The organism is Rhodopila sp., assembly GCF_035548095.1.
Classification (GTDB): domain Bacteria; phylum Pseudomonadota; class Alphaproteobacteria; order Acetobacterales; family Acetobacteraceae; genus Rhodopila.
Genome location: NZ_DASZUV010000021.1, coordinates 26570 through 41986, shown reverse-complemented (window position 1 = coordinate 41986; position 15417 = coordinate 26570). Strand labels below are relative to the sequence as shown.

Sequence of the window (15417 nt, the reverse complement as noted above, 5' to 3'; positions counted from 1 at the left end):
CGAAGCGAATCATCCGCTCCCTGGGAAGCCGCTCGCGCGTGACGATGCAGCGGCGGAACGGGCCGGTCTCGGGCTCCGTACCCTCCGGATCGAGGGCGTCCGCCGGGTCGACGATCTCAGTCGTGGCTGGCCTCCTCCTCGGCGTGGCCCGCTTCCGCCCCGGCCGCCACCGGCTCCGCGTCCTCGTCGCCGAACCAGTGGGCGCGCGCCGCCATGATCACGTCATTGGCGGTGGCCTCGTCCATGTTGTCGGCGCCGACGATCTCGATCAGCTCGTCGGATGCCAGGTCGGCCAGATCGTCCAGCGTCTTCACGTCCTTTTCACCAAGCGCCACCAGCATGGCGGGCGTCAGCGTTTCGATGCCGGCAACCTCGTCGGTCACGCCCAGCGCGATTCGCCTGTCGTTCAGCTCATTGTCGCGCTGCGCGAGATAGCCTTCGGCGCGGCGCACCAGCTCCTCGGCCACGCTTTCGTCGAAGCCTTCGATGGACGCAACCTCCTCGATCGGTGTGTAGGCCAGCTCTTCGACGCTGGTGAAGCCCTCGGTCACCAGCAGGCCGGCGATCATGTCGTCGACATCCAGCGCTTCCACGAACAGGCCGGAGCGGCGGCGGAACTCCTCCTGCCGGCGTTCCGATTCCTCGGCCTCGGTCAGGATGTCGATGTCCCAGCGGGTCAGCTGCGAGGCGAGCCGGACGTTCTGCCCCCGCCGGCCGATCGCCAGCGACAGCTGTTCATCGGGCACCACCACCTCGACGCGGCCGGCTTCCTCATCCAGCACGACCTTGGTGACCTCGGCCGGCGCCAGCGCGTTGACGACGAAGGTCGCCGCCTGGCTGGACCAGGGGATGATGTCGATCTTTTCGCCCTGCAGCTCCTGCACCACCGCCTGCACGCGCGATCCGCGCATACCGACGCAGGCACCCACCGGATCGATCGAGGAATCGCGGCTGATCACCGCCATCTTGGCGCGGCTGCCGGGGTCGCGGGCGACCGCCTTGATCTCGATGATGCCGTCGTAGATTTCCGGCACTTCCTGGGCGAACAGCTTGGCCAGGAAGCCCGGATGCGTGCGGCTGAGGAAGATCTGCGGGCCGCGCGGCTCCTCGCGCACGTCGTAGATATAGGCGCGCACGCGGTCGCCATTGCGAAAACTCTCGCGGGCGATCAATTCGTCGCGGCGCAGCAGCGCCTCCGCCCGGCCAAGCTCGACCATCAGGTTGCCGTACTCGGTGCGCTTCACCACGCCGTTGACGATCTCGCCGACGCGGTCCTTGAACTCCTCGAACTGCTTCTTGCGCTCCGCCTCGCGGACACGCTGCACGATCACCTGCTTGGCGGTCTGGGCCGAGATGCGGCCGAAATCGATCGGCGGCAGCGGGTCGACGACGAAATCGCCCACCGCCTTGTCGGGAAACAGCTTGGCCGCGTCGGCCCTGGACATCTGGGTCTCTTCGTTCTCCACCGCCTCGACGATCTCGGTCCAGCGGGACAGGCGCACATCGCCGGTCTTGCGGTCGATCGTGGCACGGATGTCCTTCTCGTGCCCGTATTTGGCGCGGCCGGCCTTCTGGATGGCCTGCTCCATCGCCTCCAGCACCTCTTCGCGCTCGATATTCTTCTCCCGCGCGACGGTCTCGGCGATCAGCAGCAATTCTGGACGGGCGATTGCGGTATCCATGGCGACCTCTGTGCGTCCGTTCGTATGGAGTCGGTTTCAGTTGGCCCGCGGCTTGGCCGCCGTGGCGTCGATCAGTGCATCCGTCAAGACCAGTTTTGCGCGGCGGATGTCGGCCAGCGGCAGACTGGCTTCGGTTCCATCATCCAGGCGCAGCCGGGCGGCCTGTTCATCGGCGCCCAGCACGATGCCGGAAAACCGCTTGCGCCCGTTCTGCGGCACGAAGGTCTCCACCCGCGCCAGATGCCCGGCGAAGCGGTTCCAGTCCTTGGTCCGCGTCAACGGGCGGTCGATACCGGCTGAACTGACCTCCAATGTCCAGGCCCCCGGGATCGGATCCTCGACATCGATCGCGGCGCTGATGTCGTGGCTGATCAGCTCACAGTCCTCCACGGTGATCAGCGCCCCGTCCGCCCGGTCGGCCATGACCTGCACGGTCGGGCGTTCCCGGCCCAGGATGGCGACGCGCACGAGTTCGTATCCCATGGCTTCGAGCCGTGGGGTGATGATGGAGGCCAGGCGGGCCTCCAGCGTGGTGTGGTTGGCTTCGGTTCCGTCCAAGGCAGCGTGTCCGCTTCGTGCCCCGCCGCAAAACAAAAAGGGCGGCCCGCAAGGGGGACCCTCGCGAAAGCCACCCCCCGTAAACAGCGGAGAATGTCAGAGGCCTATCTAGCGTGCGCCCAACCGGTTTGCAAGGCTTCACGACCGCCATTTCGCGACCGCCACGGGCGCGGCCGCACCGTTCGGTTCGGCTCGCAAACGTTGACCGGGCGGCGGTGGTTGGCCAGGTTTTGCGGCGATGCTTCGCAAGTTGTTAATCTTTTGTCCGCCATGCTGGGCGCATGAAGCGTCTGGAGTGCCTCGACGGGCTGCGCGGCGTGCTGGCGATGTACGTGGTGCTGGGCCACGCGGCCCCGTTCGCCATGCTGCCGGACTGGCTGCAATCGGCGGTCGGCCATGGCGGCGCCGCGGTGGACATGTTCTTCATCCTCAGCGGCCTGGTGATCAGCCAGTCGCTGGACCGCGTGCAGGGCCATCGCCGCCGGTTCCTGCTCGCCCGCGTGCTCCGCATCTATCCGGTGTTCCTGCCCGTCTTCGCCCTGGCCGTCGCGGTGCAGCCATTGTCCTGCGGCTTCGGCGCCATGCCGTGGATCGGCGCTGACAGCGCCGCGCGGGACATCTGCTCGGATCATTGGCAGCAGCCCTGGCCGGCCGAGATATCGGCCCACCTGCTGATGATCCATGGCCTGTTCCCGCGCTGGCTGCTGCCGGATGTCTGGGTCAGCTTCCTGGGGGCCGCCTGGAGTCTGTCGACGGAATGGCAATTCTACGTGCTGGCGATGCTGGCCTGGCGGCCAGGAACGGCACATGAGGGGACGGCTGAGGGAACGGCACACGAGGGGATGACGCGGAACCCGACGCCGCAGCACGGGCAGCGGACGATCATGCTGCTCCTGCTGCTGGCCGCGGCCGGGCTGGCCTGGCAGGCCTGGTCCCCCACCGCCTGGACGTTCAGCCGGGCGTTCCTGCCCAACAAGGCGCATTTCTTCGCGCTGGGCGTGGCGAGCCTGGCAGTGGTCCGGCAGGGCCGCCGCGGCCTGCCCGGCTACGCAACGGTGCTGGCGGCGACGCTGACGGTCTGCGCGGCGCAAGGCCAGGGCGGCAAGTTGTTGCCGCCGCTGGTCTGGTCCGCCTGCCTGGCCGCGCAATGCCTGCCTGCGGCTCCGCTCACCCACTCCGGCCTGAGCCTGGTCCGCCGGGCGCTGCAGGGCCGCGTGGCATTGTGGTTCGGAGCGATTTCCTATCCGGTCTACCTGGCCAACGAGCCGATCCAGAAAATCCTGTCACCCGCCCTGGGCAGCATCGCGGCGGGCGATGCGATACTGTTCAGCCTGCTGTGGCTGCCAGCCGCCATCGGCCTGCCGGTCCTGGCCGCGTCGTGGCTCCACCGGCACATCGAGTTGCCGGCCATGCGCCGGGGCCGGCACCGTTTCGATCCCGGCCGGGACTCGGCCGGCCAGCCCGCTCGGCCCGCCATCGCCGCGCCGGCCGGCGCGGACGCGCGCGCGTCTGTGCAGCGGGTCATGCGCGGTCTATAGAACGGCGCAATGAAACCTCCGCACGGCAATCGTCCCGGCGGCCCGCCCCGGCCGCATTCCGACCGAGGCCCGCCCCGCGGGCCAGGCGGTTCGTCGCCTCGCCCCTTCACCGCGGGCAACGACCAGCGCGCGCGCGACCCCAAGGGTCAGGCCGCGCCAAAAGCCCAGGCATTCCAGGGTGGTGCATCGCGCCCGCAGCGCGATACCGGCAGCAAGCCGGGACCCGGCGGCGCGCCCCGCGAAGGCTTCAAGCCCCGTCATGGCGGACCGCCGCATCGTGGCGCCGACCATGGCGGCCACCGGCATGCCCCGGACGCGCCGAAGGGCGCCGTCTGGCTCTACGGCCTGCACGCCGTCGCCGCCGCCTTGGCCAATCCCTCTCGGCGGTTGCGGCGCCTGCTGCTGACCGAGGAAGCCGAGGCCGCCCTGACGGAACGCCTGGCGCCGCCCTGGGCCCTGTCGGTGGAGCGTGTGGAGCGAGGCCGGCTGGACCACCTGCTGGGCCGCGAGACCGTACACCAGGGCGCCGCGCTGCTGGCCGACACGCTGGCGCCGCCCAGCCTGCACTCGGTCCTGGAGAAGCCGGGGCCGATCATCGTGCTGGACCAGGTGACGGACCCGCGCAATGTCGGCGCGATCATGCGCTCCGCGGCCGCGTTCGGCGCCGCCGCCGTCATCACGCAAGACCGTAACGCGCCCGAGGAAACCGGCAGCCTGGCAAAAGCCGCGTCCGGCGCGCTGGAGACCATGCCCCTGCTGCGGGCGGTCAACATCGCCCGCACCCTGATCGCGCTGAAGGCGGCGAATGTCTGGTGTGTCGGCCTGGACGCGGCGGGCGCGCCGCTGTCCGGCCCCGCCTTCGCCGGCCGCCGCGTCGCGCTGGTGCTGGGCGCCGAGGGCGAGGGGTTGCGCCGGCTGACCAGGGAAACCTGCGATGAGATCGCCGGCCTCACGATCAGGGGCGCGATCGAAAGCCTGAACGTCTCCGCCGCCGCCGCCGTGGCCCTGTACGAGCTGACGGCGCATCGTCCGACGGGCGGCTGATGGCCTTCGATCCGGCCCCGGCCGCCGCGGCACTGCACCGCATCCGGCGGGACCGCGGGATCGTCGCCGGACTGCCGTCCGGCATCGCCCCCGCCACCGAGGCGGAGGGCGCCGCCGTGCAGCATGCCCTGGCGCGGCTGCTGGATGCCGATCCTCCCGGCGGCTTCAAGATCGGCGCGACCGGACGACGGATGCAGGACTATCTGGGCGTGGCAACGCCGATCGCCGGCTTCATGCGCGACGCGGACATCCAGGTCGGCCAAGGCGCCGTGGCATTCGACCGGCTGATCCGGCCGGGCGTGGAATGTGAGGTTGCCGTGCGCCTGCGATCCGACCTGCCGCCGGCACCCTGCTCGCTCGATCAGGCGCTGGATGCCGTCGGTGACTTCGTCGCCGGGATCGAGCTGGTCGAGAACCGGTACGCCGATCCGAAACGGCTGGGCGCGCCGATGCTGCTGGCGGACCAGATGTACCACGCCGCGGCGGTCATCGGCACGGTCGCGGACTTGGACTGGCGGATGCTGGACATTGCGGCGCTGCACGGATCGATCACCCTGGCGGACGGGTCGGGCGATACCGGCGTGACCAGCGACCTGCTGGGCCATCCGCTGAACGGGCTGGCCCTGCTGGCGGCATCGCCGCTCGCCGCGGCTTTCGGCGGCCTGAAGGCCGGCCAGATCATCATGCTGGGCAGCGTCACCCCGCCGGTCTGGCTGGACGGACCGACATCGGTGACGGTGCGCTTCCCGCCCCTGCCGCCGGCCACCCTGCGGCTGACCTGAGCTATTTCTTGCGCGTTTCCTTCAGGCCGCGCAGCGCCAGGTAGTAGCCATACACGCCATAGCCGGCGACGACACCCAGACAGGCCGCGGCGGTGTCGGAGACCGGGCCGCGGCGGATCGGGTTCGAGATATGCACTTCGATCACCGGGAAGCTCACCTGCCCGATCGCGGCCGTCAGGGCCGGATAACCGCGGGAGAAGCCGGCCGGATTGATCAGCGCCGCATCGAAGCCCTGGTCAATCGCGGCGTAAAGGCGGTTGATGACTTCGCCTTCGATATTGGAGTGGAATATCTCGACCGCGATCTCCAGCTCTTTCGCATACTTGAGTATGTTCTGATTGTATTCGTCCATGGTCATGGTGCCGAAAATCTCGGTCTGGACCTTGCCGCGCATGTTCATGCCGGCGCCTTGCACGACCAGGATCTTCATCGATACCGTTTCCTTCCCAATCCTCGGATGGGCGGACGCTAGGCGCCGGCCTTGCCGGTGGCAAGCCGGGGTCACCCGGGAAGCAGCCGGTCCGAGGTCCGGACCGGCCAGCCTCCTACTTCCGGATCAGCCTGATCTTGACTTTCAGGTCAATAATCAGGATTATCCTCGGCAGAAGGAAGAGATGGTTCAGCATCGCTGTCCTCCTCGTGTGAGCCGGCCGGGCCATATCCCGTCCGGCTCTTTCGTTCTCCGGCCACATCCTGAAGAATCCGTTAAAGCTCATGCCCGCTCGCATCCGCCGGGGATTGCCCTTGACGCCCCGCCTGGCGTACTGCGCGCCCATGCAGACACCGAGACCCCAGGCACACACCGGGACCCCAGCCATGACCACGATGCGCGCGCTGCGCCTGCTGGCCGACCGCGAAGTCGCGCTGGTCGACGCCGAACCGCCGCCGCCGCCCGCGCCGGATGAAGTGCAGTTGCGGGTCCGCAGCGTCGGCCTGAACCACATCGACGTGTGGGGCTTTCGCGGCATGGCCTTCGCCAAGCGGCTCTATCCGCTGACGGTCGGCGCCGAGGCCGCCTGTGAGGTCGTCGCCGCCGGAGCGGACGTCACCACGCTGAAGCCAGGCGACCGCGTCGTCCCCTACTCCGCCCTGACCTGCGGCGTCTGCAAGGCCTGCCGGCGCGGCCGCGACAATCTGTGCGAGGATGTGCGCGGCGTGCGCGGCTTCCATATCGACGGTTTCGCGCAGGAGCTGACCAACCATCCGGCGCGCCTGGCGGTGCCGGTGCCGGCCGGCGTCGACTGGCACGACGCCGCCTGCGTCGCTGTCGCCTATGGCACGGTCGAGCACATGCTGTTCGACAATGCCGCCCTGGAACCGGGGGAGACGATCCTGGTGCACGCCGGCGGGTCCGGCATCGGCAGCATCGCCATCCGCATCGCCAGATCGATCGGCTGCACCGTCATCACCACGGTGGGTTCCGCCGACAAGGCGGCCAAGGCTGTCGCCCTGGGCGCCGACCATGTGATCAACTACCGGGAGGACCGGTTCGAGGGCGTGGTGCGCAAGCTGACCGCCAAGAAGGGCGTGGATGTGGTGTTCGAGCATACCGGCGCCGATACCTGGCCCGGTTCATTGCTGTGCCTGAAGCGCGGCGGGCGGCTGGTGACCTGCGGCGCGACCTCCGGCCCGATCGGCAGCATCAACCTGATGCAGCTGTTTCAGCAGCAATACCGCATCATCGGGTCGTTCGGCGCTCCGCTATCGGCCCTGGCGCGCGGCCTGGAGCGGATCGCGTCGGGCGTGCGGCCGGTCATCGACACCGTCTATCCGTTGACCGCGTTCAGGGCCGGCGTCGACCGGCTGGAACACCGCGACGTCTTCGGCAAGCTGCTGATCGACCTGTAATTCGTGGCAAGCCGCCTGGAACAGTTCGGCGACCGGCTGCTGGGCCGGGCCGTCAAGACCGCCATCCGCCTGCTGCGCCGCACCAACCCTGACAAGGTCTCGGACCTGTGCGGCGCGGCCGCGCGCCGGATCGGCCCATGGTTTCCCGCCCACCGGATCGGCCGGGCCAACCTGCGCGCCGCCTTCCCCGAGAAGGACGATGCCTGGATCGAGGCCACCCTCCGCGATGCCTGGGAGAATCTCGGCCGCGTCGCCGGCGAATATGTGCATATGGCTCGGATCTGGGATTTCGACCCGGAGCATCCCAATACCGGCCGCATCCTGACGGACGACATCGGGATGTTCGAGGCGCTGCGCGACGACGGCAAGCCGGCACTGATATTCGCCGCGCATCTGGGCAACTGGGAGTTGCCGGCGATTGCCGCCGCGGCGCACGGGCTGCCGTCCGCCATCGTCTACCGCATGCCGAACAACAAGGCCGTGGCGAAGGAAATCATTCGCATCCGAGCGCCCTTGATGGGCCGGCTGATCCGAACGCGGGCACAGGCGGCGCTGGAGATGGCGGGGGCGCTGCAGGCCGGCGAGCATCTGGGGATGCTGGTGGACCAGCATTTCTCCCGCGGCGTCGACGTGACGTTCTTCGGCCGCCGCTGCAAGGCCAATCCCGCGATCGCCCGCCTGGCCCGCAGCGTGGACTGCCCGGTGGTCGGCGTGCGGGTGGTGCGGCTGCCCGAGCACCGGTTCCGCATCCTCGCCAGCGGTCCGTATGCGCTGCCGCGCGACGCGGCGGGCGAGGTCGACGTTCCGGCGGCGACGCAGATGATCACCACGATCATCGAGGGATGGATTCGCGAGCATCCGGGCCAGTGGCTGTGGTTCCATCGCCGCTGGCGGTGACCCCTCACGAAGCGGTGAGAAGCCGCGTCCGATTGCATGCGCGACCCGCGACGCGCGTTGTCCGGGCCGTCCCACAACCTCATATGTCGCGGGTGACTTTTGAAGGAGTCCAACAGGATGCGTAAATTGATCCTTGCCATTCCGATGGCTGCGGCCCTGGCCGGCGGCGCCCTGGCGCAGACGACGACCCCGACCGGCGCCCGCCCCGGCAATGTGATCGGCACCGGCATGTCGGAACCGCGGAGCGACCGCGCCAGCAACCTGCCCGGCTCGCCCATCAGGTCGACGATCGCGCCCAACCTGCCTTCGCCGGCCGTGCCGCAGGACAACCCGTCCGATTTCGTGCAGGCGGCGATCAACGCCCTGGCGTCGGGCGCGACGGGAAAGGCGCAGCAATCGATGGAGATGGCGCAGACCAGGCTGTTGAGCCGGTCGGTGCCGATGGGGCAGACCGGCGTGCCGGATACGAGCCCGGTGGTGGCGCAGATTTCCCAGGCGTTGAGAGAGCTGGGCGCCGGCAACAAGGCCGGGTCGATGAACACGCTGCAGTCGGCGCTGGCGACGCTGAAGGCGGCGGGGGTCTAGCTGGTCCCATGCGGGCTTGTCCGACCGGACAAGCCCGTTTCATGAGGCCTGTCGTTTTTCTTCAGAAACACTCCTCATACCGCGTTCAGCGGTAGACGAAGGCGGCATCGTCCAAATCGATGGCCGGGAACTCGTCCTTCTCGGCCCAGTAGTCCTGGTTGTGCATCCACTCAGGCTTGTCGCCGCGCTTCGGCAGCAGGTGCATGCCGCGCAGCATGTAGCCGGGATTGAAGTTCTCGGTATCGATCCAATCCAGCAGCTTCATGTCCTTGTCTTCCGGCCGCAACGCGACCTCGACCTTCTTCACGCCCTTCGCATCCATGTGCTTCAGCAGCCGGCAGACGAAGTCGCCGACGAGGTCCGCCCGCAGCGTCCAGCTCGCGCGGAAATAGCCGAATACCCACACCATGTTGGGCACGCCGGTGAACATCATGCCGCGATACGTCACGGTTTCATGGAAATTCAGCGGCTTGTCGTCGATCGTGAAGTCAATGTCGCCCAGCACGCACAGGTTGAAGCCGGTCGCGGTCAGGATGATGTCGGCCTCCAGCACCTTGCCGGACTTCAGCTGCACGCCCGTCTCGACGAAGCGCTCGATCTCATCGGTCACCACCGAGGCCTTGCCCGAGGAAATCCCCTTGAACAGGTCCGCATCCGGCACGAACGCCAGGCGCTGCCGCCACGGGCGATAGCGCGGCGTGAAATGGGTCTCCACGTCGTACCCTTCCGGCAGCTCCTTGCGCACCAGGCCGATCAGCTCCTCGCGCACCGTCTCCGGCTCATTGAAGGTCCGGCGGGTGAACTTGTCCTGCTCGAACAGGATCTTGCGGCGGACGATCTCATGGATCCATTCCTCGGCGATGCCGATTTCCCGCAGCTCCTCGGCGATCTGGATCGCGTTGCGGCCGGTGCGGAAATAGGTGGGCGAGCGCTGCAGCATCGTCACATGCCTGGCGCGCGGCGCCATGTTCGGCACCACGGTCGCGGCGGTGGCGCCGGAGCCGATCACCAGCACGGTCTTGTCCGTGTAGTCCAGGTCCTCGGGCCAGGTCTGCGGATGGACGGTGATGCCCTTGTAGTCCGACATGCCCGGCCATTCCGGCGTATAGCCCTTCTCGTGCCGGTAATAGCCCTGGCACATCCACAGGAAACCGCAGGTGAAGAACGCCGCTTCGCCGGTATCGGTCTTTGTCGCCTCGATGGTCCAGAGATTGGTCTTCGACGACCAGGAGGCGTGGGTGATCCTGTGGCTGTAGCGGATATGCTCCGCCAGACCGTTCTCCGCGATCACCTCGCCCATGTATCTGCGGATTTCATCGGCGGTGGCGATCGGCGCGCCGACCCAGGGCTTGAACCGGTAGCCGAAGGTGTGCAGATCGCTGTCGGAGCGGATGCCCGGATATTTGTGCGTCCACCAGGTGCCCCCGAACGTCTCCTGCACCTCCAGCACGACGAACGTCTTGTCGGGACATTGCGTCTTCATGTGATAGGCGCCGCCGACACCGGAGATACCGGCGCCGACGATCAGAACGTCGAAATGCTCGACCGACGGCCGCGCGGAGGGCCGTTCGAGGACTGCGGTTTCGGACATGGGGCGGTGGCCTCTTGGTCTTATGACGGGAGTGGTTACCGGCCGGTAGCCATGCCGGAACGCCGCGAAGACTGCAAGCAACTATTCGCGGGCGCGGCGAATCGCCTCCCAGACCCGCGCCGGGGTCGCCGGCATGTCGAAATGGCGGATTCCCAGCGGCGCCAGGGCGTCGTTGATCGCGTTCATTGCCGCCCCCAGGGCGCCGACCGTGCCGGCCTCCCCGACGCCCTTGGCGCCCAGCGGGTTCACCGCCGTCGGCACCTCCCGCGTTGCCAGGCGGAATGCCGGATACTCGCCGGCGCGCGGCATCTGGTAGTCCATGAAGGAGGCGGTCAGCAGCTGGCCGGAGTCCGGATCATGCACGATGATCTCCCCCAGCGCCTGTCCGACGCCCTGCACCACGCCGCCATGAATCTGGCCGGCCACCAGCAGCGGGTTCAGCACCTGTCCCAGCTCCTCCACCGCGCTGTAGCGGACGATGTCGGTCACCCCTGTCTCGGGGTCGATCTCCACCTCGCAGATATGCGTGCCGTTCGGGAACGTCACGGCGGTGGGGGTGAACTCACCGGATTCCACCAGCCCGCCCTCCTCTCCCGGCGGAATATGGGCCGGGTCGTGGGTCCATTCCGCGATCTCCGCCAGGCCGACGGACCGGTCGGTGCCGGCGATGCGGAAGCGGCCCTCGGACAGCTCGATATCGGCGACGGCGGCTTCCAGGACCTCCGCGGCGATGCGCGTCGCCTTGTCGATCACCTTGTCCACCGCCAGCGTCACCGCCGATCCGCCGATGCACAGCGCGCCCGACCCGCCATTGCCTTTGCCGGACGGCAGCAGGTCGGTATCGCCGCCCTGCCAGATCACCTGGTCCTGCGGGATGCCGAACCGGTCGGCCACCAGCTGGGTGAACGCCGTCTCCAGCCCCTGCCCGACCGACATGGAGCCGGACCGCAGCACCAGCCGCCCATCCGCGGCCAGGGCCAGGCTGGCGGTGTCCTTTGCCGGGCGCAGGAACGGCCCGCCGGCGACCTCGATGCAGTTGCACAGCCCGATGCCGCGCAACCTGCCGCGCGCGGCCGCCTCCGCCCGCCGCGCCGGGAATGTGTCCAGCTCCGCCAGCGCCGCCGCCTCCTGCATGTTTCCCTCGAATTCGCCGCAGTCATAGGTGAAGGTCAGCGCGGTCTTGTAGGGCATCGCCTGGGGCGGGATCAGGTTCCGGCGGCGCAGCTCATACGGGCTGACGCCGAGCTCGGCGGCCGCGACATCGATCAGCCGCTCGATCGTATAGGTCGCTTCCGGACGCCCGGCGCCGCGATAGGCGGCGGTCGGCACGGTATGGGTCAGCACGCCGCAAACCTCGGCGGCGATGTGCGGGATCAGGTAGACGCCCGCCACGCCGCCCACATTGCCGACGCCCCAGCCGGACCGCGCGGACACATAGGCGCCCAGGTTCACGTCCCAGCGCAGCCGCAGCGCCGTGAACCGCCCGTCCGCGTCCAGGCCCAGCTCCGCGTGGATGCGCATCTCCCGCGCCTGCTCATCGGTCAGGAACCCCTCGGTGCGGTCGGCGATCCAGCGCACCGGGCAGCCGAGCTTGCGCGCCGCCCAGGCGACCAGGATCGGCTCCTGATGCACGCCCGACTTCATCCCGAAGGACCCGCCCACATCGCCGGGCAGCACGCGGATGTCGGTGTTGCCCAGCCCGAAGACCGGGCCGGCCATGCCGTTGCGCAGGGCGAAGGGTGACTGGTGCGAGGCGTGCAGCTCGATGCGCCCGTCCGGCGCGACGCACGCCCAGGCGCCGCGCGGCTCCATGCTGTTGGCGGTGACGCGGGATACCGTGAAGTCCAGCGCCGTGACATGCGCCGAGGCCGCCAGCGCCGCCTGGGTGGCATCGGCATCGCCGCGCTTCCACAGAAAGCCGACATTGTCGGGCACCTCGTCCCATACCGGCGGCGCGCCGGGACGCAGCGCCGCCGCCACCTCGGTGACGACGGGCAGGCTGTCATAGCCGACCTCGATCGCCTCCAGCGCCTCCAGCCCGGCCTGACGCGTCTCGGCCAGCACCATCGCCAGCGGCTCGCCGACGAAGCGCACACGGTCCGCGGCCAGCAGCGGCCGGTCGGTCTTCGGCGCCGGCCCGCCATCGGGCCGCGGGAAGCCGATGCCGCCCGGGATCGGCTTCACATCATCCAGATCCGCCGCCGTGACCACGGCCCGCACGCCGGGCAGGCGCCGCGCCGCGGACACGTCCAGCGCGACGATCCGCGCATGCGCGTGGGGCGATCGCAGGAACACCGCCGTCAGCAGGCCGGGCGGCGCGGCGTCGGCCGCGTAATTGCCCTGGCCGGTCAGCAGTCGAGCATCCTCGCGCCGTCGAACCGACTTTGCCTGTAGCGTCGCCACGATGTTTTCTCCCATTTCCGCCGAGCATATCCTCGCGCCGGGAAAAGCGCGATTCGCGCTGATGACCCGTGGCTTGCGTCCGATCAAGGCGGCAACCGCGGAGTGGGCGACTATCAGACGCGGAAGGACCCGGGGTCATGACCATGCAAGCTGATGTTCCAACTGGCAACGGTACCGCGCGACGCGCCGGCATGCGTGGCTGGGCGGTCGGCGCGGCGCTTCTGCTGGCGATGCCGGGCGCGGCCGGCGCGCAGATGGCCGGCGACGCCGCGGCCGGCCAGACGATCGCGCAGAGATGGTGCGTCAATTGCCATGTCGTCGGCCGCGACCAGACGCGAGGCACCAGCAACGGGGCGCCGTCCTTTCCCGCCATTGCCCGGCGGACCGAGATGACGCCGATGGCGCTGCGGGCCTTCCTGCAGACGCCGCATCACCGGATGCCGGACCTGCAGCTCAGCCGGGAGCAGATCGACGATGTCACGGCCTATATCCAGTCGCTGCGGCAGCCGGTCAAGAAATGACCGGCGGCACCGCGGCCGGTTTCAAGCCGGTACCCGGCCGCGGCCAGGCGCGACGGACGCGGGGACCGTCATCCGGACTCGGCACAGACTTTGGCATTGGCGATACCGGCATGGGTCGGGACGTTGCTGCCCGGATGCCGGCGTGACAACGCGCCGGGAAGGCGGGCATGGCGCCCGCCTTCCCGGCGGAGGGTCTGCACCGCTTAATAATCGGCGGCGTTCGGATCGAATTCCACCATCGTATCGCCGGGATGGACGGAGAAATCGCCTTCGAAGATGTCGCGATCCTTGGTTTCCGGCAGGAACAGCAGGCCGATGATGACGGTCGCCGCGGCGATGACGATCGGGTACCACAGGCCGAAATAGATGCTGCCGCTTTGGGCGTTCATGGCGAACACCGTGGCCGGCAGCAGTCCGCCGAACCAGCCATTGCCGATATGATACGGCAGCGACATGGATGTGTAGCGGATTCGCGTCGGGAACAGTTCCACCAGTGCCGCGGCGATCGGGCCGTAGACCATGGTGACCAGGATCACCAGGAACAGCAGGACGAGCACCAGCTTGGCCGGCTGCGGCCGGAACACGTCGAACACGTTCGCCATCTTCACCACCGACGGGTTGGAGGCCGCCGGATAGCCGACGGCCGACAATGTCGAAGCCAGTTCGGCGGCGAAATTGCCGGACTTCACGTCCAGCGTCTTGTCGTTGATGCGGACGCTGGCGGTGGTGCCCGCCGGCGCATCCTCACGCGTATAGACGACCGACGCGCGTGACAACGCCCCCTTCGCGATGTCGCAGCCGCTGGTGAACTTGGCGGTGCCGACCGGGTTGAACTGGAAGGAGCATTCCGACGGATCGGCGACCACCGTCACCTGGACCGTCTCCTGCGCCCTGGTCAGGGCCGGATTGGCCGTCTCGGCCATGAACTTGAACACCGGGAAATAGGTCAGCGCCGCGATCAGGCAGCCGCCCAGGATGACGGTCTTGCGCCCGATCTTGTCCGACAGCCAGCCGAACAGCACGAAGCCCAGCGTGCCCAGCGCCAGCGACCAGGCCACCAGCAGATTGCCGGTGAAACTGTCCACCTTCATCACCGATGTCAGGAAGAACAGCGCGTAGAACTGGCCCGAATACCAGACCACCGCCTGACCCGCGACCATGCCCAGCAGGGCCAGGATCGCCCATTTCGCATTCGACCACTGGAAGAACGCTTCGGACAGCGGCGCCTTGGAATGCTTGCCCTCGGCCTTCATCTTCAGGAAGGCCGGGCTCTCGGACAGCCGGGAGCGAATCCAGACCGACACCAGCAGCAGCAGGATCGACACCAGGAACGGCACGCGCCAGCCCCAGGCCTTGAACTCGTCCCCCGTCATGACGGACTGCGTCACCAGGATCACGATCAGCGACAGGAACAGGCCCAGGGTCGCGGTGGTCTGAATCCAGGACGTATAGAAGCCACGCCGGCCATGCGGGGAATGTTCCGCGACATAGGTCGCCGCGCCGCCGTACTCGCCGCCCAGCGCCAGGCCTTGCAGCATGCGCAACGCGATCAGGATGACGGCGGCGCTGAGGCCGATCTGATCCGATGTGGGCAGGATGCCGACGATGAAGGTCGACGAGCCCATGATCAGGATCGTCACCAGAAATGTATACTTGCGGCCAACGAGATCGCCCAGGCGCCCGAACACCAGCGCACCGAACGGGCGTACCAGGAAGCCCGCGGCGAAGGCCAGCAAGGCGAATATGTTTCGGGTATTCTCATCGAACTGACTGAAGAACTTGGCCCCGATGATCGCGGCCAGCGAACCGTAAAGATAGAAGTCATACCATTCGAACACGGTCCCCAGAGAGGAGGCCAGAATGACTTTCTTCTCGCCGGCCGTCATCGGCCGGTCCGCCGGCCTCAGCTGGCCAGGCGGCGACGTTGATTCACGCATGCTCTCGCTCTCCCTGGGCATCTCAACTCGT

13 protein-coding genes are annotated in these 15417 nt (G+C 68.2%); 7 read left to right on the top strand and 6 right to left on the bottom strand.

Features of this window, described 5'->3' with window-relative positions:
* Positions 1-116: 116 nt before the first annotated feature.
* Both nusA and rimP read right to left on the bottom strand, forming a co-directional pair.
* On the bottom strand, positions 117-1682 hold the full coding sequence (gene nusA, locus VHC04_RS16245) for a transcription termination factor NusA (RefSeq protein WP_325683151.1): 1566 nt from the start codon (positions 1680-1682) through the stop codon (positions 117-119).
* Positions 1683-1718: 36 nt separating this feature from the next.
* A complete protein-coding gene (gene rimP / locus VHC04_RS16240) occupies positions 1719-2240 on the bottom strand; it encodes a ribosome maturation factor RimP (RefSeq protein WP_408903825.1) in 522 nt (173 codons plus the stop codon).
* Between the two features lie 281 nt (positions 2241-2521).
* Here rimP and VHC04_RS16235 point away from each other — a divergent pair, with 281 nt between their 5' ends.
* Genes VHC04_RS16235 through VHC04_RS16225 form a run of 3 tightly spaced genes read left to right on the top strand, consistent with a single transcriptional unit; the run spans position 2522 to position 5604 of the window.
* Positions 2522-3778 (top strand): acyltransferase family protein, encoded by a 1257-nt coding sequence (locus VHC04_RS16235; protein ID WP_325683146.1) that lies wholly within the window; start codon positions 2522-2524, stop codon positions 3776-3778.
* A 9-nt stretch (positions 3779-3787) separates the two neighbouring features.
* The gene (locus VHC04_RS16230) at positions 3788-4822 is read left to right on the top strand and encodes a TrmH family RNA methyltransferase (protein WP_325683144.1); all 1035 of its coding nucleotides are present in this window, start codon (positions 3788-3790) and stop codon (positions 4820-4822) included.
* Positions 4822-5604: a 2-keto-4-pentenoate hydratase gene (locus tag VHC04_RS16225; RefSeq protein WP_325683142.1), complete on the top strand. Its 783-nt coding sequence runs from the start codon at positions 4822-4824 to the stop codon at positions 5602-5604. The genes VHC04_RS16230 and VHC04_RS16225 overlap by 1 nt, the downstream gene beginning before the upstream one ends.
* Before the next feature lies 1 nt (position 5605).
* Here VHC04_RS16225 and VHC04_RS16220 read toward each other — a convergent pair whose 3' ends face one another.
* Entirely contained in the window at positions 5606-6019 is a 414-nt protein-coding gene (locus tag VHC04_RS16220; RefSeq protein WP_325683140.1) for a type II 3-dehydroquinate dehydratase, read from the bottom strand.
* A 401-nt stretch (positions 6020-6420) separates the two neighbouring features.
* On the opposite strand from VHC04_RS16220, the gene VHC04_RS16215 reads away from it, so the two are divergent.
* The 3 genes from VHC04_RS16215 to VHC04_RS16205 all read left to right on the top strand — a co-directional run bounded on the left by VHC04_RS16215 (position 6421) and on the right by VHC04_RS16205 (position 8934).
* The gene (locus tag VHC04_RS16215) at positions 6421-7452 is read left to right on the top strand and encodes a zinc-binding dehydrogenase (protein WP_325683138.1); all 1032 of its coding nucleotides are present in this window, start codon (positions 6421-6423) and stop codon (positions 7450-7452) included.
* 3 nt (positions 7453-7455) lie between these two features.
* Positions 7456-8349 carry a lipid A biosynthesis lauroyl acyltransferase gene (locus VHC04_RS16210; RefSeq protein ID WP_325683136.1) on the top strand — a complete coding sequence of 298 codons (894 nt, stop codon included), beginning with the start codon at positions 7456-7458 and terminating at the stop codon, positions 8347-8349.
* Between the two features lie 117 nt (positions 8350-8466).
* Positions 8467-8934 carry a hypothetical protein gene (locus VHC04_RS16205; protein WP_325683134.1) on the top strand — a complete coding sequence of 156 codons (468 nt, stop codon included), beginning with the start codon at positions 8467-8469 and terminating at the stop codon, positions 8932-8934.
* An 85-nt stretch (positions 8935-9019) separates the two neighbouring features.
* Here the strand turns inward: VHC04_RS16205 and VHC04_RS16200 are convergent, their stop codons facing one another.
* Both VHC04_RS16200 and VHC04_RS16195 read right to left on the bottom strand, forming a co-directional pair.
* Positions 9020-10525: a flavin-containing monooxygenase gene (locus VHC04_RS16200; protein ID WP_325683132.1), complete on the bottom strand. Its 1506-nt coding sequence runs from the start codon at positions 10523-10525 to the stop codon at positions 9020-9022.
* Between the two features lie 81 nt (positions 10526-10606).
* Positions 10607-12928 (bottom strand): xanthine dehydrogenase family protein molybdopterin-binding subunit, encoded by a 2322-nt coding sequence (locus VHC04_RS16195; protein ID WP_325683130.1) that lies wholly within the window; start codon positions 12926-12928, stop codon positions 10607-10609.
* A gap of 137 nt (positions 12929-13065) precedes the next feature.
* On the opposite strand from VHC04_RS16195, the gene VHC04_RS16190 reads away from it, so the two are divergent.
* Entirely contained in the window at positions 13066-13449 is a 384-nt protein-coding gene (locus VHC04_RS16190; RefSeq protein ID WP_325683128.1) for a c-type cytochrome, read from the top strand.
* A 203-nt stretch (positions 13450-13652) separates the two neighbouring features.
* On the opposite strand, the gene VHC04_RS16185 is transcribed toward VHC04_RS16190, so the two are convergent.
* Positions 13653-15386 (bottom strand): MFS transporter, encoded by a 1734-nt coding sequence (locus tag VHC04_RS16185; protein ID WP_325683126.1) that lies wholly within the window; start codon positions 15384-15386, stop codon positions 13653-13655.
* Positions 15387-15417 lie beyond the last annotated feature (31 nt).

Excerpts from the sequence above, each read along its gene's own strand:
- VHC04_RS16200 (WP_325683132.1), bottom strand. The coding sequence starts at position 10,525 with ATGTCCGAAACCGCAGTCCTCGAACGGCCCTCCGCGCGGCCGTCGGTC.
- VHC04_RS16230 (WP_325683144.1), top strand. The coding sequence starts at position 3,788 with ATGAAACCTCCGCACGGCAATCGTCCCGGCGGCCCGCCCCGGCCGCAT.
- VHC04_RS16225 (WP_325683142.1), top strand. The coding sequence starts at position 4,822 with ATGGCCTTCGATCCGGCCCCGGCCGCCGCGGCACTGCACCGCATCCGG.
- VHC04_RS16185 (WP_325683126.1), bottom strand. The coding sequence starts at position 15,386 with ATGCGTGAATCAACGTCGCCGCCTGGCCAGCTGAGGCCGGCGGACCGG.
- VHC04_RS16215 (WP_325683138.1), top strand. The coding sequence starts at position 6,421 with ATGACCACGATGCGCGCGCTGCGCCTGCTGGCCGACCGCGAAGTCGCG.
- VHC04_RS16235 (WP_325683146.1), top strand. The coding sequence starts at position 2,522 with ATGAAGCGTCTGGAGTGCCTCGACGGGCTGCGCGGCGTGCTGGCGATG.
- VHC04_RS16205 (WP_325683134.1), top strand. The coding sequence starts at position 8,467 with ATGCGTAAATTGATCCTTGCCATTCCGATGGCTGCGGCCCTGGCCGGC.
- nusA (WP_325683151.1), bottom strand. The coding sequence starts at position 1,682 with ATGGATACCGCAATCGCCCGTCCAGAATTGCTGCTGATCGCCGAGACC.
- VHC04_RS16190 (WP_325683128.1), top strand. The coding sequence starts at position 13,066 with ATGACCATGCAAGCTGATGTTCCAACTGGCAACGGTACCGCGCGACGC.